21 protein-coding genes are annotated in these 19285 nt (G+C 32.9%); 11 read left to right on the top strand and 10 right to left on the bottom strand.

Annotated features, from left to right (window positions below):
• The first annotated feature begins 22 nt into the window (after positions 1-22).
• The 9 genes from CHLWT_RS05325 to acpS all read left to right on the top strand — a co-directional run bounded on the left by CHLWT_RS05325 (position 23) and on the right by acpS (position 6745).
• Positions 23-817 carry a M23 family metallopeptidase gene (locus tag CHLWT_RS05325; protein ID WP_170253206.1) on the top strand — a complete coding sequence of 265 codons (795 nt, stop codon included), beginning with the start codon at positions 23-25 and terminating at the stop codon, positions 815-817.
• A gap of 74 nt (positions 818-891) precedes the next feature.
• Positions 892-1299, top strand: a complete 408-nt coding sequence (locus CHLWT_RS05320; RefSeq protein ID WP_112000035.1) for a hypothetical protein — start codon at positions 892-894, stop codon at positions 1297-1299.
• Between the two features lie 2 nt (positions 1300-1301).
• Positions 1302-1961 (top strand): response regulator transcription factor, encoded by a 660-nt coding sequence (locus CHLWT_RS05315; protein WP_063998076.1) that lies wholly within the window; start codon positions 1302-1304, stop codon positions 1959-1961.
• Positions 1954-3090 (top strand): sensor histidine kinase, encoded by a 1137-nt coding sequence (locus tag CHLWT_RS05310; RefSeq protein WP_112000034.1) that lies wholly within the window; start codon positions 1954-1956, stop codon positions 3088-3090. The genes CHLWT_RS05315 and CHLWT_RS05310 overlap by 8 nt, the downstream gene beginning before the upstream one ends.
• Before the next feature lie 73 nt (positions 3091-3163).
• The gene (locus tag CHLWT_RS05305; RefSeq protein WP_111948220.1) at positions 3164-3787 is read left to right on the top strand and encodes a trimeric intracellular cation channel family protein; all 624 of its coding nucleotides are present in this window, start codon (positions 3164-3166) and stop codon (positions 3785-3787) included.
• Positions 3788-3792: 5 nt separating this feature from the next.
• Complete coding sequence (locus tag CHLWT_RS05300; protein ID WP_112000033.1) at positions 3793-4944, top strand: aspartate aminotransferase family protein; 1152 nt, start codon at positions 3793-3795, stop codon at positions 4942-4944.
• A complete protein-coding gene (locus CHLWT_RS05295) occupies positions 4944-5816 on the top strand; it encodes a fumarylacetoacetate hydrolase family protein (RefSeq protein ID WP_112000032.1) in 873 nt (290 codons plus the stop codon). Before CHLWT_RS05300 ends, CHLWT_RS05295 begins: the two co-directional genes overlap by 1 nt.
• A 60-nt stretch (positions 5817-5876) precedes the next feature.
• Positions 5877-6401 carry a flagellar basal body-associated protein FliL gene (fliL, locus tag CHLWT_RS05290; RefSeq protein ID WP_112000031.1) on the top strand — a complete coding sequence of 175 codons (525 nt, stop codon included), beginning with the start codon at positions 5877-5879 and terminating at the stop codon, positions 6399-6401.
• Positions 6398-6745, top strand: coding sequence for a holo-ACP synthase (gene acpS / locus CHLWT_RS05285; protein ID WP_063998082.1), 348 nt, complete (start codon positions 6398-6400; stop codon positions 6743-6745). Before fliL ends, acpS begins: the two co-directional genes overlap by 4 nt.
• On the opposite strand, the gene cysK is transcribed toward acpS, so the two are convergent.
• From cysK to CHLWT_RS05270, 3 genes are read right to left on the bottom strand one after another with little or no spacing between them, the layout of a single operon-like run.
• Positions 6742-7659 carry a cysteine synthase A gene (gene cysK, locus CHLWT_RS05280; protein ID WP_111948217.1) on the bottom strand — a complete coding sequence of 306 codons (918 nt, stop codon included), beginning with the start codon at positions 7657-7659 and terminating at the stop codon, positions 6742-6744. The two genes, acpS and cysK, sit on opposite strands and share 4 nt — an antisense overlap.
• A 9-nt stretch (positions 7660-7668) precedes the next feature.
• The gene (locus CHLWT_RS05275) at positions 7669-8082 is read right to left on the bottom strand and encodes an RrF2 family transcriptional regulator (RefSeq protein ID WP_082858055.1); all 414 of its coding nucleotides are present in this window, start codon (positions 8080-8082) and stop codon (positions 7669-7671) included.
• Positions 8079-9350: an O-acetylhomoserine aminocarboxypropyltransferase/cysteine synthase family protein gene (locus CHLWT_RS05270; RefSeq protein ID WP_111995454.1), complete on the bottom strand. Its 1272-nt coding sequence runs from the start codon at positions 9348-9350 to the stop codon at positions 8079-8081. The genes CHLWT_RS05275 and CHLWT_RS05270 overlap by 4 nt, the downstream gene beginning before the upstream one ends.
• Before the next feature lie 298 nt (positions 9351-9648).
• Here CHLWT_RS05270 and CHLWT_RS05265 point away from each other — a divergent pair, with 298 nt between their 5' ends.
• Positions 9649-11079 (top strand): NAD-dependent succinate-semialdehyde dehydrogenase, encoded by a 1431-nt coding sequence (locus CHLWT_RS05265; RefSeq protein ID WP_112000030.1) that lies wholly within the window; start codon positions 9649-9651, stop codon positions 11077-11079.
• Positions 11080-11235: 156 nt separating this feature from the next.
• Positions 11236-12126: a DMT family transporter gene (locus tag CHLWT_RS05260; protein ID WP_112000029.1), complete on the top strand. Its 891-nt coding sequence runs from the start codon at positions 11236-11238 to the stop codon at positions 12124-12126.
• A 22-nt stretch (positions 12127-12148) separates the two neighbouring features.
• On the opposite strand, the gene CHLWT_RS05255 is transcribed toward CHLWT_RS05260, so the two are convergent.
• The 7 genes from CHLWT_RS05255 to CHLWT_RS05225 form a co-directional block, all read right to left on the bottom strand.
• On the bottom strand, positions 12149-12376 hold the full coding sequence (locus CHLWT_RS05255) for an HP1242/YdcH family protein (RefSeq protein WP_034963791.1): 228 nt from the start codon (positions 12374-12376) through the stop codon (positions 12149-12151).
• 57 nt (positions 12377-12433) lie between these two features.
• The gene (gene argJ, locus CHLWT_RS05250; RefSeq protein WP_112000028.1) at positions 12434-13621 is read right to left on the bottom strand and encodes a bifunctional glutamate N-acetyltransferase/amino-acid acetyltransferase ArgJ; all 1188 of its coding nucleotides are present in this window, start codon (positions 13619-13621) and stop codon (positions 12434-12436) included.
• 421 nt (positions 13622-14042) lie between these two features.
• A complete protein-coding gene (locus CHLWT_RS05245; protein ID WP_111948212.1) occupies positions 14043-15173 on the bottom strand; it encodes a potassium channel family protein in 1131 nt (376 codons plus the stop codon).
• A gap of 25 nt (positions 15174-15198) precedes the next feature.
• Positions 15199-15393, bottom strand: coding sequence for a 50S ribosomal protein L28 (rpmB, locus tag CHLWT_RS05240; RefSeq protein WP_063998089.1), 195 nt, complete (start codon positions 15391-15393; stop codon positions 15199-15201).
• A 116-nt stretch (positions 15394-15509) separates the two neighbouring features.
• The gene (locus CHLWT_RS05235; protein ID WP_112000027.1) at positions 15510-16283 is read right to left on the bottom strand and encodes a MetQ/NlpA family ABC transporter substrate-binding protein; all 774 of its coding nucleotides are present in this window, start codon (positions 16281-16283) and stop codon (positions 15510-15512) included.
• Positions 16284-16675: 392 nt separating this feature from the next.
• On the bottom strand, positions 16676-17860 hold the full coding sequence (locus CHLWT_RS05230) for a CsgG/HfaB family protein (RefSeq protein WP_112000026.1): 1185 nt from the start codon (positions 17858-17860) through the stop codon (positions 16676-16678).
• Between the two features lie 9 nt (positions 17861-17869).
• A complete protein-coding gene (locus tag CHLWT_RS05225; RefSeq protein ID WP_112000025.1) occupies positions 17870-19225 on the bottom strand; it encodes a DUF6844 domain-containing protein in 1356 nt (451 codons plus the stop codon).
• Positions 19226-19285 lie beyond the last annotated feature (60 nt).

Raw genomic sequence — 19285 nt, 5'->3', positions numbered from 1 at the left:
AATATCTTTTTTTGGATCTATGATGAAAAAACTAATACTATTTTTTACATTTATTACCCATTTGTTCTGTGCTAGTGTGAGTAACGGTGAGCTTGAGATCATTACCATAGATGCGAACTTCGCTAAAAATTTTACTATAAATGATAAATTTACTCCTTGGCTAAAACATCCTACGAAAAAAGGTTTTATGATAGCTTTTATACCAGTAGATTATAATGCTAGTGGAGTTATGAGTATAAAAAATACTATAAACGATACCGTGGGGCATACTGAGTTTATCATATCTAAAAAAGATTATAAAACAGAAGATATAACCTCTATAATAAATAAATTTAGGATAGATGATAAAACAGCAGAGCTAATAAAAAAAGAAAAAATAAATATGCAAAAAATTTATAATACACTTAGCAGAGATATATATTTTGATAGTAATTTTATCAAACCATTAAATGGTTTTGTAACAAGCGAATTTGGAAGTATTAGAGTGGCGAACGGAAGCTTTAATCACTACCACAATGGTATGGATTTTAGAGCCAAAGTAGGGCAAAAAGCCATCAGCTCAAATTCTGGTATAGTTCGCGTAGCAAACTTTAAATATGATAGCGGATATAGCGTAGTCATAGATCATGGCGGTGGAATTTATACGCAGTATTTTCATCTAAGCAAAATGTTTGTAAAACCTGGTATAAAATTAGCCAAAGGTGATGTTTTAGGGCTTAGCGGTGCTTCTGGTATGGTTAGTTGGCCACATTTGCATTTTGGCGTTGTGGTAAATGGTGTGCAAGTAAATCCGTCTGTGTTTTATAGAGAAAACTGATAATTTATTTAATTAACAATTGCTCAACAAATTTAGATTATGATTCTGCTATATTTCAACATAAAGGATATAAAATGAAAAACAAAGTTTTATCAGCTGTTTTATCTGTATCTATTTTAGGAAGTTTGGCTTTTGGTGCTGATAGTGCGGCGGTGCAATTTAGCAACAAGGTATTTGCTGCAAAGAAAGAAGCTAGTGTAAAAGATTCTCAAATCAGAGATATTTGTATGAAAATCCATAATGAAATGTTGGATATAACAAAAAATATGACTCCAGCTCAAAAAGATGATTTTGCAAAAGAATTTAAAATGCAAATGAGAAAAAATATGGCAACTTTAGGAAAAGACGAATACTTTAACCCAAAAGTTTGTGGTAAATTTATGAGCAACAAAAAAATGAACTCAAACGGCGGACATGGCAGAAATGGCGGTATGAAGGGCAATGCCAACTGCATGCAAGATGACTGCCCTTATACTAAATAAATATGAATAAAATCCTAGTTTTAGAAGATGAGCCGATGCTTGCAGATATGATGAGTTCATATTTGCAGAGCTTTGGCTATGAAATTACGCTAAGTGATAACTACGATGAAGCACTGAGTTTTGCCTATGAAAATCATTTTGATCTTTTGATCTTTGATGTTAAGATCATAGGCGGAAACGGCTTTGACTTGCTTGATGAGTTAAGAAACTCAGGCGTAAAAACTCCTTGCATTTTTACTACTTCGTTAAATGGTATAAATGACGTCACAAAAGGCTTTAAAGTAGGATGTGATGACTACATAAAAAAACCATTTGAACTAGCTGAGCTTTTACTTAGGGTAGAAAATATCCTTAAAAGAAACTTTTGTCAAAATTCACAAGACATTGTTATAAATGAACATTTAAAATTTGATATACTTCAAAAAAGACTCTTAAAAGACGACAAGCCTGTTTTGCTCTCTAAAAAAGAGAGTAAGCTATTAGCTCTTTTTTTACAAAATAAAAATAGAATTCTTTCAAGAGAGGAGATTTACTCTCAAATTTGGGATTATGACGAGCTACCTAGTGAGCTAAGTTTAAGGGTTTATGTAAGAAATTTAAGGAAGATAATAGGAGAAGATAGGATCATAAGTCACTCTAAACTCGGATACGAATATGCTTAATAAAAAATACTTCCTTCCTATATTTTTACTTTATACTATAACTAGTAGTCTATTTTTAATATTTTTTACGCTTTCATACTATAAGACCGAAAAAGACGATATATACAAAAAAACAGCTCATCAGATAAGAGCATATGCAAGCGAGATAGAGTTTATGCTACGTGCAAACGGTAGCTATGAGAAAATTTTAAATTTACAAAATGAGTATGAGATAAATCTTTTTGATATAAAATCTAATAGGTATATAATAAAACAATTTGATAAACCAAAATTTAAAAACAAATTTTATAATGACGATCGCTATATGTATTATTCAGACGATATTCATTCAAGAAAAAGAATGGTGGAGCTAAACTTAGACATCAGAACTTCAAGTCCAAAGCAAAGCATAGACGCTCTATTTTTGCGTACTAGCGTGATATTTGTAGTTGTTTTACTAGCGATATTTATCATAGCTTATTTTATAGTAAGACTCTCGTATCTACCGCTTTTAAATCAGATAAAAACGCTAAATAATTTTATCACAGATACGACTCACGAGATAAATACTCCTCTTAGCGTGATCTTGATGAGTGCTGAAATGTTTGATAAAAATCCTACAAAATATCTTGAAAATATCAAAATAGCAGCTAAAACATTGTCGCATTTATATAGCGATCTGTCGCTAAATTTAAAAAATGAACCAAATCATATAGAAACTTTAAATTTAAAAGATATTCTAGAAAAACGCATCCAGATGTTTGAACTAAGTGCCGCAAATAAAGGCATAACCATAATATCTAAATTTGAAGACGTTAAGATAAATACCGATAGTTCTAAATTTAAAAAGATATTTGATAATCTTTTATCAAATGCTATAAAATACGCCTTTAAAAACTCAGATGTTGTAGTGAGCTTAGATAACTCCACTCTTAGCGTGGTAAATCATGGAAATGTCATAGAAAAAGAGAATTTGAATAAGATATATGATAAATTTAGTAGGTTTGATACTCAAAATGGCGGTTTTGGCATAGGACTTAGCCTAGTTAAACGCTACTGCGACGATCTTGGGTTTGAAGTTTATTGTCAAAGTGCTAATGAAAAAACCGAGTTTAGCGTCAAATTTAAAAACAATTATAAAAAAGCTTGAGATTAAATAAATTTTTATTTTATTTTTTGAATTTAAATTGTAAAATACTACAAAATTTACCAAAAGTATGCAAATGGAAGCATTTTTACTAGCTGAGTACGTGGGTATAGCTTCGGCTGCACTGAGCGGTTTTTTGTTCGGGATAAAGCGAGGTTGTGATTGGCTTGGCGTTTTTTTAGCTGCGTTTTTAACTGCACTTGGTGGCGGACTTATGAGAGATGTTATAGTTGGGCGTCCGGCGTATTCATTTACTCATTTTATGCCAGTTATTATCGTCATTGGCGTGATGATTTTTGCTATACTATTTAAATTTCATCATGAAAATAGACAAGGGCTTGAGAAAAAATTTATATTTATTATGACTGACGCAGTTGATGTGATAAGCTTTTCCATAGTAGGGTCTATCGTAGCTATCGAGTATGGACTAAATATATTTGGTGTGATACTTGTGGCATTTTGCAACGGAGTTGGGGGCGGTATTTTAAGAGATGTGCTACTAAATGAAGTTCCTTGGTTTTTAAAAACCGGACTTTATGGAACTATCAGTATGAGTATAGGTCTTATATATTATTTTATGAGTTTGTTTGAACTTACAAATATATACTGGATTATGATTTTATTTGTATTTGGTGTTGTTGTCAGACTTTGTGCTTACTATAGAAATTGGCATTTGCCAGAAATTCATTATAAGGAGTAGTTGTTATGTTAATGCAAAATTATGCTAGAGTAGATTTGGGCTTTAAATGCGGTAAAGGCTCTGTATTATGGGATTTTAATGGAGAAGATTATATAGATTTTGCAAGTGGTATAGGAGTTTGTTCTTTAGGGCACGCGCATAAAAAATTAGCAAAGACCATCTCAAAACAAGCTCATACTCTTTTACATACTTCAAATATATATAAAATAAAACCTCAAGAAGAGTTAGCAGATAAAATCTCAAGACTGTTAGGCAGTCCGTATTATCTATTTTTTGCAAATTCAGGGGCTGAAGCAAATGAGTGCGCTATAAAACTTGCTAGAAAATATGGTAATAGTTTTGAAAACAAAAAATACGAGATTATCACGTTAGGAAATTCATTTCATGGTAGGACGATTGCGACTTTAAAGCTTACAGGACAAGAAAAATTTCATCCAAATGATTTTGCGCCATATCCAGATGCTTTTAAATTTTTTAACTCTATAGATGAGATTATCGAAAATATAGGTGAAAATACTATAGCAGTTATGGTAGAACTAGTACAAGGTGAAGGTGGAATAAATCCTTTAAAAAAGGAAGAAATTCAAAAGCTAGCCAAAGTTTTAAAAGAAAAAAATCTTTTATTTATCACCGATGAAGTTCAATGCGGAATTTATAGAACGGGAGAGTTTGTGACTAGTAAGCTTTATGATGTTGAGCCAGATATCATAACCTTTGCAAAAGGTCTTGGTGGTGGCGTAGCCATAGGAGCGTGTGCAAGCAAGCAAGATATCTTTAAGCCAGGTGATCACGGAAGTACTTTTGGTGGAAATTTTTTGGCGAGTAGTGCTGGAATATCTGTCTTAAATGAGCTAGAAAAGATGAAAAAAACAGGAAAATTAGATATCACTATCGCCAAATTTACAAAAAAACTTGATGATATGGTTGATCTTTTTCCAGATATTTTTGAAAAAAGAGTAGGGCTTGGGCTTATGCAAGGTCTTGTTTTAAAAGATCCGCAAAATTTAAACAAGATCTTTAACAAAGCTTTAGAACATAGAGTTTTGATTCTCAAATCAGGAAAAAATACAGTGAGATTTTTACCGCCTTTAAATATCAACAAAAAAGAGATCAAGCAAGGTTTTAAACGCTTAAAAATGGCTATTTCGGATCTATAATGAAGCTTTTGACATATAGTATAAATGGTGTTGATAAGGTTGGAGTGATCGGCTTTGATGGTAGCGTATTAGATATTTCTTTAGCTGGAATTTATAAAAAAGATATGAACGATCTTATAGTAACTAGCACTAAAGATGAGCTAAACAAGCTAAGAGAGTTAAGCCAAAAAAGTGGAGGCCTGAACCTAAAAAATATCACAAAAAGAGCAGTTATACCTTATCCTTTACAAGATGTGATATGTTTAGGTATAAATTTTATGGAACATGCTGTTGAGTCATATAATTTTAAAAAGATTAAATTTGATGGCAAAAGAGAGTATCCGGTATATTTTTCAAAACGTGTAAATGAAGCAGTCGCTGATGGCGATACTATTTTATCTCATAGCGATATCACGAAATCTTTGGATTATGAAGCAGAACTAGCTCTTATCATATCAAAAGATGCTAAGAATGTTTCTAAAGACAAAGCGCTTGAGTATGTATTTGGCTGGTCTATCATAAATGATATAAGCTCTAGAGATATACAAAACAAGCATAAGCAGTGGTATTATGGCAAAAGTTTAGATAGATCTTTGCCATTTGGTCCTTGGATAGTTACTAGCGATGAGCTGGACGTTTCTAGTTTGGATATCAAATCATTTGTCAATGGTGAGCTAAGACAAAACTCAAATACCTCAAAGCTTATTTTTGATGCGGCTTATGTTATAAGTGATCTTAGCAAAGGTATGACGTTAAAAGCGGGAACTATCATATCTATGGGTACGCCAAGTGGAGTTGGTATGGGATTTACGCCACCGAAGTTTTTAAATAGCGGTGATGAAGTAGTCTGCTTTATAGAGGGCATAGGTGAGCTAAAAAACATTATTTTATAGATTATAAAATCTAAATTCAGCTAAATTTGGATAAAATATATAAAAAATCAAGGAAATTTTATGGCAGAAGAAGCAAAAGAAGAAGTAAAGAAAAAGGGCGGAAACGTACTACTTATAGCAGTTATAGGTGTGCTTGTGTTTTTACTAATCATAGGTTTTTTAGTTGTTTTTTTAATGCTTGGATCAAGCGATGAAAATACAGCTGCAATGCAACATCAAGCTACTACTACTACTCAAGGTCCTGCTCAAAGTCCAAAACAGAGATCAAATGACTTTTTTAACATAGGTCCTATGTATCCTATGGATCAGTTTTTAGTAAATTTACTTAGCGAAAGTGGTTCTAGATTTCTAAAAACGGCTTTAAATTTAGAACTTAGCGAAGAGACTCTTTCTCCAGAGATAGACAAGAAAAAACCTCTCATAAGAGATATTATCATAAGAACTTTATCATCAAAAACTTACGAAGATGTAAGCACAGCAAAAGGTAAAGAGCGACTTAAAGATGAGCTTGTAACAAAGATAAATGAGACCTTAAGAGATGGTTATATCAAAAATGTTTATTTCACCGATTTTATAGTTCAATGATCGGTATAGATATAATAAAAATCGATAGGATAACTAAAGCTAAAAGTAAATTTGAAGATAAATTTTTATCTAAATTTTTATCTTCAAACGAGATACAAATAGCTAAAAACGATGCTAGTTTAGCTGGATTTTGGGCTGCAAAAGAGGCGGTCTCAAAAGCTCTTGGTTGTGGTATATGTGCTGAGTTTGGCTTTTTAGATGTGGAAATTTATAAAGATAATAAAGGTGCTCCAAAGCTTAAATTTGAGCCTAATGTAATACATAAATTTGGGATAAAAAATAGCAGTCTTAGCATCACGCACGATGGCGGATTTGCCATCGCTGCTGTGATTATAGAAAATTAATCATCAAATACGGTTGTAGAAAGATATCTCTCTCCAGTATCGCAAAGAACTGTTACTATAGTCTTGCCTTGATTTTCTTTTCTCTCTGCTATAGTTTTAGCTGCATAAACATTTGCACCGCTTGAAATTCCTACTAAAAGACCTTCGGTTCTTGCTAGTGCTTTTGTCGTATTCATAGCGTCTTCATTTGATACTGTGATAAACTCGTCTATGATACTTTGGTTTAGATTTTTAGGTATAAAGTTAGCTCCTATGCCTTGTATGGCGTGAGGTCCTGCTTCACCTTTTGTTATAAGAGGCGATTTTTCAGGCTCTACTGCTATGATCTTTATATTTGGATTTCTCTTTTTTAGTACTTCTCCTACACCACTAACTGTTCCTCCTGTTCCAAAACCAGCTACGAAAATATCTACTTTGCCATCAGTATCGTTTAAAATTTCAACTGCGGTTGTTATTTTATGCATTTCAGGGTTTGCAGGATTGTCAAATTGACTTGGTATAAAACTATTTGGGTTTTCTTTTGCAAGCTCTAATGCTTTATCTACTGCACCTTGCATACCGTATTTTGGTTCTGTTAAAACTAGCTTAGCTCCAAATGCTTTTAGTAGTTTTTGTCGTTCTACACTCATTGAGCTTGGCATAGTAAGTATCATATTAAGACCGAGCTCTGCGCAAACCATAGCTAATCCAACTCCGGTATTTCCGCTAGTAGGCTCTATGATGACGCTGTTTTTATCTATTTTTCCATCTTCCATAGCACGCTTTATCATATTAAAAGCTACTCTATCTTTAACCGAATGGCTAGGATTTAAAAATTCGCATTTTGCAAGTATTGTTGCATTGTTTCCAAATTTATTTATTTTTACAAGAGGTGTATTTCCGATCAACTCTTTTACGTTGTTTGCTATTTTCATAATTTTTCCTTATATTACATAGTTTAAGTATTTTTTAGCTTCTGCTTGGTACTTTTTAAAACTACTTAGTGGCTCTTTAAATAATTCTGTAAGCTTGTCGTCGTATTCTCTAAATAGCAGATCATAAGTCGCATGTTTTGAATACTCAGGCGTCAAGCAAAAATCGTTTTCGATACATTTAAAAACATCATAAAACGTTATCTCGTCTAGCGTTTTGAGTAGGAAGTATCCGCCTTTAAGCCCTTTGATACTACCTACGAAACCGCTGTTTCTTAGTGCGTTTAAGACTTGCTCTAGATAGTTTTTTGAAACCTCTATATTTGTAGATATGTCTTTTAAAGAAACAGGATTTTGTCTATCGCCTTTTGATATCTCATAAATCGACATCAACCCATAAACACCTTTTGTGCTTAGTAGGCTCATTGCATTGCCTCTTGCAAGTCATCTATTAAGTCTTTGGCGTTTTCTAAACCGATACTAAGTCTTATAAGTCCGCTTTTTACACCGGCATCTTCTAACTCTTTATCGCTTAGTTGTTGGTGAGTAGTGCTTGCTGGATGAGTTATTATTGATTTACTATCGCCGATATTTACTACTATGCTAAATAATTTTACTTTATTTAATATCTTTACTGCAGTGTCTCTATCTCCGACATCAAAGCTAAGTAATCCACTAGCAAGACCGTCTGTAAAGTTTTCTTTGATATATTTATTTAGTGGTGAGCTTTCAAGACCTGGATAATTTACACTTTTCACTTTTGGATGAGATTCTAAAAATTTAGCTACTTTTAGTGCTGTTTTAGAGCATTCTTTTACCCTTAAGCTTAGTGTTTCAAGCCCTGCGATTAGCTGCCAAGCATTAAAAGGCGATAGAGTAGCACCTATATCTCTTAATAAACTTAGTCTGATCCTTAGAGTAAATATATCAAAATTATCGATGAGATCAGCATAAACAAGCCCGTGGTAGCTCTCATCTGGAGTGTTAAAATGACTATATCTAGGATTTTTTGCTAGTTTGGCGTTTAGTCCAAAGCTACTCACAATTGCTCCACCTATGCTCAAACCTTGTCCGCTTATATATTTACTAGCGCTATGGATAACTACATCAACACCTTTTGTGATAGGGTTAAATAGTGCAGGAGTAGCAACAGTGTTATCTGCTACGGTCACAATGCCGTATTTGTTTGCTATATTTACGATCTTTTCTACGTTTGCTACTGCTATTTGCGGGTTTGATAATGTTTCAAAATACACCGCTTTAGTATTTTCATCTATCAAGCTTTCTAGATCATCAGCAGTATCTGCGTCAAAAATTCTAGCTTCTATGCCAAATCTTTTTAAGGTATGAGTAAGGAGCGTAACAGTACCGCCATATATCTTTTGACCAACTATTATATTGTCTCCAGCGCCTGCTAAATTTGCTATAGCAAAAAATATAGCCGCTTGTCCGCTTGAAGTACTTATGCCAGCTTTACCATTTTCAAGTGCAGCTATCCTAGCTTCAAAAACATCTAGAGTAGGGTTTGTAAGGCGAGAGTAAATTTGCCCTAACTCTTTTAAAGCAAATCTATTTGCAGCAGTTTCACCACTACCAAAATCATAAGCAGTGGTTTGGTAGATAGGAACAGCCATAGACCCAAAAGCGTCTTTAGTGTTGTAGCCAAAATGTGTTGCGATACTTTCTTTTTGCATCGTTTTCTCCTTTTTATAAATTTATTTGTTTTGAAATACTATCAAAAAAATAAATAAATGTCAAGTATATCTGTATAATTAGTATATTTTATATATAAAAGCCTTAATTATCGCATTATAAATCATATATTGTATGTATTATTTAAATAAATATATTTATATAATATATTATTATCAATGGTTTAAATAGTTAAATTTAATATGGAAATTTAAAAATTAAATTTAAAAAATTGATTTTTAAATTTATGCGTGTATCAGACTTGTTTTGTTAAAATCTTTTTAAATTTAAGGAGATAAAATGGAACAAGTCAAGTATCTTTTAAATCACGAAAACATTAGTTTTACAGCCATCAACGATAGTATAAAAGTTACAAATCCAGCTACTAAAGAAATCCTAGCTTATGTCAAAAAGAGTGATGAAACAAGTCTAGCAGATATCATCAAAAATGCAAATTTAGCTTTTAAAAGCTGGTCTTCTGCTTTAGCTAGTTTTCGCAGCGATATACTGATGAAATGGTATGAACTAATCATGCAAAATAGGGCAAATTTAGCTAGGCTTATGACTTTAGAACAAGGAAAAAGTCTTAATGAAGCTAGTGGCGAGATAGCATACGCGGCTAGTTTTATAAAATGGTTTGCCGCGCAGACTTTAAGAAATGACGGCGATATTTTAACAAGTGTTAAAAAAGATGAAAAACTTCTTGTTGTAAAACAGCCCATAGGCGTTTGTGCTGCGATAACTCCTTGGAATTTTCCTGCTGCTATGATAACTAGAAAAGCAGCGCCAGCACTTGGGGTAGGGTGCGCTATGATAGTAAAACCAGCTAGTCAAACTCCACTTAGTGCTTACGCTTTGGCAAGTTTGGCTTACGCTGCAGGCATACCAAAAGATCTATTTGTTATCGTTAGCGGGGACGCTAGTATGATAAGTACGGCGTTTGCAGACTCAAAAATCATAAGAAAGATAAGTTTCACCGGCTCAACTGAAGTTGGTATAAAAATTTATGAAAAAAGCGCGAAAACTATCAAAAAACTTAGTCTTGAGCTAGGTGGAAATGCTCCATTTATAGTATTTGACGATGCAGACTTAGACAGAGCAGTAGATGGAGTAATAGCTAGTAAATTTAGAAATAGCGGTCAGACTTGCGTTTGTGCAAATAGAATATATGCTCAAAGCGGTATTTACGATGAGTTTTGTGCTAAACTAAATATCGCTATAAAAGGTTTAAAATTAGGAAACGGCTTAGAAAATGGGGTAAATCAAGGCCCACTTATCGATGAAAATGCTCTTAAAAAAGTAGAAGAGCATATAAATGACGCTTTAAAAAAAGGAGCTAAGTGCTTAAGTGGCGGTAAGAGAAGCTCTCTTGGAGGAACCTTTTTTGAACCGACTTTGCTAAGCGGTGCGACTAAAGATATGTTAGTAGCGCGTGAAGAGACGTTTGGGCCACTTTGTCCGGTTTTTAAATTTAAGAGTGATGATGAGGTGATAGAAGCGGCAAACGATACTGACTTTGGGCTTGCTAGTTATATCTTTACGAATGATCCTAAAAGACAATGGAAAGTGTCTGAAAGTCTAGAGTATGGAATGGTCGGTATAAATACCGGACTCATCAGCAACGAAGTAGCCCCTTTTGGTGGCGTAAAGTTTAGTGGTCTTGGACGCGAGGGAAGCAGATATGGTATGGACGAATACACGGAGCAAAAATATATCTGCTTGAATTTGTGAGTTTGATCTGCTAAATTTACAACCATCTACATATAAATTTAGTGACAAATGCTATATTTATATAGATAAATTTAGATCTTAAAGTATAGTTTTAGCTACAAAAGACTATACTTGATTTTTTTAAATTTAGATCTTAAATAGTACAAAGGACAAAATATGACTGCTAATAAAAATCTCTTTTATTTCTTGCTTTTTTTATCTATGGTTGCATGGGGTGGCTCTTGGGTAAATATGAAAATTTTAGTGGATTACGGTGATCCTTTTAATCTGATTTTTATAAGGTTTGCAATCTCTGCTATAGCTATGATACCGATCATTTATTTGTTAGGACATTCGTTTAAGATAGATTTTAAAAGTTTGGTCGTATCGATTTTGGCAGGAATTTGCTTGATTTTTTTTATGTTTTGCTTTTATTATGGTGAGAAATATGGTACGGCTTCGCTAGGTGGTGCTATGGTTACTACTATGATACCGATCATCACGTTTGTTATTTTGATATTTTTAAGAAAAAGAAAAGCTGGTGCTAAAGATATATTTGCTCTATTTTTAGGAGCTTTGGGAGTTGGCACTATGCTAAATGTATGGAAATTTGATATGCAAAGCATACTAGCCGTGCAAAATTTATACTATATATCAGCTGCATTTCTTTGGGCTATTCTCACTATTATAAGCGCAAAATCCAAAATATCCCCTATAGTTTTTACTTTTTATCTTTATGTAATGTCATCTTCTATAGATGCCGCGTTATTTGTTAAATTTGATGAGATTGGTTCGTTCGATAAAATATTTTGGATAAATATGATATTAATATCATTTGGAGCGACTGTTTTTGCAAACGCTATTTATTTTTTAGGCGTAGAAAAATTAGGAGCCGCAGAAGTTAGCTCATTTGTATTTTTAGTCCCATTTTGTGCTATTTTGCTTAGTTTTATATTTTTATCAGAAGATATAAAAGTATCTATTGTCGTAGGGACAGTGCTTACTTTGTGGGCTGTAAAATTGCTAAATAATATAAAAATATTTAAATTTAAAAGTGCGAGAGTTTAAGCAGAGGCTTAAACCCATAGAATTAATTCGCTTTTGAGTTTTTATATTTCATAAGTATGGCGTATGCTTCGTCTTTTAGTCTTAATTTCTCTTTTTTAAGAGTTTCAAGCTCGAAAGAGTCAGCGCGTTCTCTGCCTTCTTCTATATCTTTGATTCTTTGATCTAGTTCGTTGTGTTTTTCAAAAATACTATCAAATCTAGCATTTTTACCTTTTAATTCCGTGATAAGATCCCTGTATTCGTGTAACATATTTTCTCCTTGATATAAGTGGTTTATTATTTTACCAATTTGTTACTTAAAACTCATTTATGATCGGTAATCAGCGTTGATTTTGACGTATGTGTGACCCAGATCACATCCATAAGCGGTAAATTTACCATTCCCAAGTCCAATCTCACAGCGGATCTTGTAGCTATCTTTCGTCATAACTTTATGTGCTTTTTCTTCAGAGATTTCATCAAGCTCGGGATGATCTTTGTCAAATACCAAAACATCATCATAATATATCGATAGCTTTTCATCATCACACTCTATTCCGCTAGCTCCTATAGTAGATGCGATCCTGCCCCAGTTTGGATCTTCGCCAAAAATCGCTGTTTTGACTAAGAGAGAATTTGAAAGAGCTTTGGCTGCTTTCATAGCTTGTTCATTATTTAATGCCCCATTTACTTCAAATGCCACTACTTTCGTACTTCCTTCGCCGTCTTTTACTAAATTTAGAGCCATAGTTTTTGTGATAGTTTCAAGTGCAAATTTAAAAGCAGTTTTGTCATAGACTCCGCTTTTTTGTGAGCTTAAAAGCATCAATGTATCGTTTGTGCTAGTATCTCCATCTACGCTTATGGCATTAAAGCTTTCTTCTACGCTAGCTTTAAGAAGCTCGTCCATATCTGATTTTGGTATATCTGCATCTGTCAAGATAAAGCATAGCATTGTCGCAAATGCTGGGTTTATCATACCAGCACCTTTGCAGATGCAAGCTATATTAAAGCTTTTGCCATCTTCAAGTTCTACCCTAAAAGCCATCTCTTTTTTAAAGCTATCAGTTGTCATTATCGCTCTAGCGGTTGCGTCTGAGTTACGTGAGTTAAAGTCAAATTTATTTGCTGCTTCTATTATTTTATCTTTTTTAAGGCGATATCCTATGACTCCAGTTGAGCTCATTATGGGATTTATTAAATTTAGTTTTTTGCTAAGTTCTTTAAATATATCGTCTATATCGTCTATCCCTTCTTTTCCTGTCATCGCATTTGCGTTTTTTGAGTTTAAAAGTATGAAATTTGTTTTAAAATCATTTCCGTATCTTAAAAAATGTCTTATCGGTGCAGCTTTAAATTTATTGCTAGTAAAAATAGCACAAACTTGCACCGGCTCATCGCTTCTTATGAAGCCTAGATCATTATCTCCGTTTGTTTTAAATCCAGCATTTAAGCCGCCAAAATAAAATCCACTCACATTTTCAAGCCCATTTTTGAGACTGATTAGGTTAAACATATCGCACTTAATCCTTTAGAAAGTATAAAAAATAATGCGATTATTGTATCATTTTGGAACTTAATTAAGTATTTATTAGTCTGTGTTTATTAAGCATAACTTTATAGTATTGTATTTGTTTTTATGATACATAGCATTGTTTTAAGGATATTTTTTAAGATGGATTTGTTTTTGCCCACTAAGTGATACATACAAGGATTTTAGATCACTTAATATATCAAAACCACAGATATTTGAAAGTGTTATGCCTATTTTAAATGTGCTTAGTTCTGTTTTATATGTATCATTTAAATTTAATTTAGAAAAACATTATATTTAAAGATAGTATAGTGTCAAAAATAGTTGCTTCTGCCTTATTGTCAAATCGAAATATAGCTTAAATATTAAGTTTTAAAACTAAAAATGATAAAAATGGATATTATTAAACATATTTAAATTCCTCTGGTTTGTGTTTGCTAAAAATAAGTTTTTTAGTAGCTCTTATGCTTTCTGCTGTTCCTATGACTAGGAGTTTTGAGCCTGTTCCTATGAGCGTGTCGCCTTTTGGCATAGGCGTAAATTTATTATTTTGATCTCTGATGCCTACGACATCTGCGTTTGTGATGTCTCTAAGGTGAGTTTCTTTAAGGCGTTTAAATCTAAGCCAAGATAGTTCTGGAACTTTTATCTCTTCTATATCTATAGGTGAGTCTTTTTTATATAAAAATTGATCTAACATATTTTCCATATCAGGGCGAACGCTTACTGCTGAGAGCCTTTGAGCGACAAGTTTTGCCGGGCTTACTACTGAGTTTGCACCGAGCTTTTGTAGTTTTTCGGTATCGTCTTCATTGTCTGAGTTTGTCATGATAAAATATGGCTTTACTCTGCCAAGCTCTTTTTCATACAATCTAACTGTGGCTATCATGGCTATGTTATCAGCTATATTTGGACTTAGGGTTATGAGTCCCTTAGCACTTGAGAGATGAGTTTTTAGCAGTGCATTTTGCGTGTGTGGCTCATCTACTATATAATATGGATATTTATATGTTTCGGCAAACTCTTCTAAATTTTCTCTGTTATCTACTACTACAAATGGTATGTGATTTTCTCTGAATTGTCTAGCTAATTCTATAGTATAGTTATTGTGATAACAGATTACAAAGTGGTTTTTAAGCCTAGCTATTTTGTAGAGCATATTTCTTTCCTTTAAAATTTTTATTAAAGTACCTTTTTTTAGTACTTCTATAACAAGACCCATAGAAAATGTAAAAAGACCAAATCCCATAAGAATAAAAGTTATAGTAAATAATCTTCCGGCGGTATTTATATGTCCGACTTCGGTAAATCCTACGGTTGTAAATGTCATACCGGCTTGATAGATTGCATCTATCAGTGAAAAATTAGTTGTAAAAACATAGCCTAATGCCCCAAAAAGCATCATAGAAACTACAAAAATAAGTGGAAGTCTGAAGTATTTTAGTTGTTGATAAAGTTCATCATCTAGGCTGTATTGTGGTTTTGGAGTTTCACTCCAGTTGAGGAATTTCTTAATCTTTTGAAGCAAAGACATAAATTCCTCTTCTTAGCATAATATTCTAGTTGGCACTTTGTTTTTTCATTGTTCTAAGTGTAGATGCTGCAACTCTGATTTTTTTAGTTGTGCCGTCTTCTAACATAACGCGAACAGTACGAAGGTTTGGCATAAATCTTCTTTTTGTTCTATTATTTGCGTGGCTCACATTGTTTCCAATCATCGGGCCTTTTCCTGTTATCGCACATCTTTTTGACATATTTTTTTCCTTATAAACAAAAATTTGGGCTGATTATATCTTAAAAAATTGTAAATCTAGCTTAAATATCTTAAATTTATGTGTAGATTTGGGTGAATTTGCACCCAAATTTATGATTAAAACGCTGGAATTATGGCACCTTTGTATTTATCTGCTATGAAATCTTTCACTGCCTTAGTATTTAATGTAGCATCAAGTGCTTTGATCTTTTTGCTATTTTGATTTCCTTCTTTTACGACTACTATATTTACGTATGGACTATCTTTACTCTCTAAAGCAAGAGCGTCTTTTGTAGGATTTAAATTTGCATTCATAGCAAAATTTGTATTTATCACGGCGATATCTACGTCATCTAAAGTCCTAGGAAGAGTTGCTGCTTCTAACTCTTTAAATTTAAGATTTTTTGAGTTTTTTGTGATATCAAGTGGGGTTCTAAGTTTTACACTATTATCTACTTCTATAAGTTTTGCATTTACCAAAACATCAAGTGCGCGACTCTCGTTTGTAGGGTCATTTGGAATGCTTACGGTAGCTCCGTCTTTTAGATCTTTTAGCGATTTGATCTTTTTGCTATAAATTCCCATAGGCTCAAGATGCACCCCAGCTGTTTTTACAAGATGTGTGCCTTTGTTTGCATTAAACTCATTTAAGTATGGTATATGTTGAAAATAGTTTGCATCTAAATCACCGTCTTCTACGGCTAAATTTGGCACTACGTAGTCATTAAATACTTTTATCTCAAGCTCGTATCCCTCTTTTTTTAACTCAGGCTTTATAAATTCCAAGATCTCTGCGTGAGGGATCGGCGTAGCTCCTACTTTTATAACTTCGGCAAATGCCGCACTAATGAAGCTGGTCGCAAGTAGCGCCATAGCAACTGTTTTTTTCATTTTAATCTCCTTTTTTAATTTGATTTGTTTTAAAAATTTCGGTATTATACAAAAAAGATAGATAAAAATCAAGTATTTTTATATGATTTATATATTTTTATAAATTTATTGCTATATATAGTTAAAATACGCCATTTATAAAATATATTTTTTATATATACTTTATAAATTTAAATATAAAATAACTACCTATTTTTAGCATATGTTAGCATAAAGTATAAATGGTGTTTTGTCTTAATTGCTATGTATTTATTTAGGATTGCATACTTTTTGATGCTATAAAATCATTTAAAAAGCTATTTTTTTAGCAAAATTTATTTAAAAATCGCTAAAAAACAGCTAGGAATTCTAGAATTTTTTCTAAAATAAAAAATTCTAGAATTTAAATTTAACTAAAAGCCAAGTTTGACGCCACCACCATCATTGACTTGATAATTAGCATCACGACCTTCGCTATATCCTGAATCACCACCTAGTGGGCGGCAAATATAGCCTTCTTTCATTTGACCTTCTATGATTTTAGCATAGCTTAGTTTTGGATCAGCTCTAGTAATTTCTACTTGCCCAGCCCTAGTTTCTACTCTCATATCACCTGTGCTTTGCTTTGTGTAGCTGTCTTTTAGTGCTTTGCCTTGAGAAAAGCACTCAAATCGCTCACCTACGCTTAAATTTTGTGTAAATACCACTTCTTGCCCATTTATGTTGGCGATTTTTAATGGATAAATAGCGTTTAGTATATCGCTTGTGATTTTATCAGCGATTTTTTTATAGGCTTCTTCATTTGATTTTAGATCATCTTTCACGCTTACACTCATAGCTAAGGTATTGCTATATTTAACCTCTCTAGTGGCAAATAAAATCACTTGATAATCCACCGCAACTTCTGCTTTTGTTATATTTTTGCCAGTTAGATTACTCTGTTTTGTTCTAGCTTGTGCCGCTTTTATATTAAAAATCATAAGATAATCACTACCAAGCACATTTTTAAGCTTATAGATCTCATCACCACCGGCATTACCGCTACTAATTAGAGCTTTTTCCATCTCATAATATCCGCCATTATCTCTATCAAGGATATTAAATTTTCTTGATTTAGTTAAATTTGAGATTATATGACTTTTTAAGCCTTCACCAAGACCTCTAGTCTCTCCGTAGCTAGCATTAAATACCGCTAAACTGCGTCTTTGTTTATTATCAAGACCTGGGGCTTTGTAGCTTTTGGTAGTTTTTGAGTTTTTTATCTCAACTACTACGACATAACTGCCGCCGCTTTGGCTTTCGCTAATGACATCGTAAGTGTCAAATTTTCCGCCAGTTTGTTTGCTAATTTGGTCGCTATAAACTTTTGTGAAATCTCTATCTTTATTATGTTGAACTGAGTTTGTTCCCATAAAAATGTTTGAGTTCATTTTGGCACCATTCATTTTTGAAATAGCTTCAATCAATGCTTTATTTACAGCTTCTTCGTATGTTGTGCCTGTGCCTTTTCCTTGTGCTGTTTTCGTGCTAGTGTGAGTTACGACTTCACTATTAGATAGAGAAAATAAAAGAAAAAATAAAAATAAAATTTTTTTCATTTCATACCTCTAAAAATCATCTACTTCAATATTTGTAGTGCGTTTAACACCAGCTTGTGTTTTTATCTTTTTAGGCTTTTCCTCTTTTAAAGTAAAGCTATCATTAGCTACATTAATACTATCCATTGAATAATACCTTATAACACCCACAACTTCACTATCCCCAAAATCTACATTCCAAATTCTAGCATCTTCCAATCCTATTAAGTTCATAGATGACGAGCTAGCAAAATCTTTTGACATTTCTTTTATTATGGCATTTTTCTTTTCTTTTTTAGATGCCCCCATTGTAGTTTTGCCATCTTGCCTAGCTGCTTTTTTCATAGCATCTACTGTTTTTTGTTGTACTTTGGTGTCTTTAATAAAAGCATCTACATTAGAATTTAAGAAATTTGAAATAAACTTATCAGCCATGCCCCTTGCTCTTTCTTTGGCTTCTCCTCTATAATCAGCATTCATACCATCTTCTTTGATAAAGCTATCTATACCATAAGCGATTAAGGCAGGACGGCAATTTTCATTATAGAAAAATTTCAAACCAAAAGTAGATGTTAATTGCTCATCTTCTAATGCATCTACTATATCCTCAGCACTTTTACATTGAGCTGCATCTTCTATTTTAGCACTTTGCTTACCAGCGGCTAAATCACGAGCTAATTGTAAAGATTTTTGAGTAGTATATGCTAAAACACCTATTTCAATCTCTCCATTTTCACTAGATGTTATAATGAAGTTTTCATATGGAATTAGCCCTTGTATGCTATCAAAGCCTTCTTTTGTGAAACCTTCAGTAAAAGCCTTATTAAAAATATTTTGAGAAACTTCTGCTTCAAATTTTTTCTTTTCTTCTTCTGGTTTTTCGCCTAGTGCTTTATTGATAACTTTTGTAACCAAACCGAAAATATCTTCTATTTTAGAATTTGATTCTAATTCATCTAGCTCACTATTTACTTGCTTTTCTAATTCTTTTTGAAGCATGTCATCTGGTATTGTCTTTTTATGATATTTATATGCTTCATTAATAGCTACTTTTCCAGCTTTTGCTAAAACCATTTGTGCTTTTAGTTCCAAAACAGCTTGATTGTATGCCGAAGTAAGATAATCAAAATATTGACTATCATCAGGACTAGCATCAACCGAAGCAGTAGCAGTATACACTGTTATTTTAAATCCACGACTTTTTGCTTTCTTTTCCATTTCTCTTTTCGCTTTTTGCAAAAGATCTTCCATATTTTCTTTTTTTGGTTTTTTAGCATTATTTATTTCTTTTTCTAATGTGCCAGGCTCTATAACCTCAGCCGTTTTATCCCCCATCCCAAAAGCTAGAGTTGCACAAACTGCTAGTGATAACAATGTTTTTTTCATTTAGTGTCCTTTATTTGAAAGTAAATTTAAGTTTTTAAATGCAGATATTAGGAATTCTAA

The organism is Campylobacter hyointestinalis subsp. lawsonii (genome assembly GCF_013372165.1).
Taxonomy (GTDB): Bacteria; Campylobacterota; Campylobacteria; order Campylobacterales; family Campylobacteraceae; genus Campylobacter; species Campylobacter lawsonii.
The sequence above is the reverse complement of the archived record's forward strand: the minus strand, read 5'-3'. Positions and strand labels throughout refer to the sequence as shown.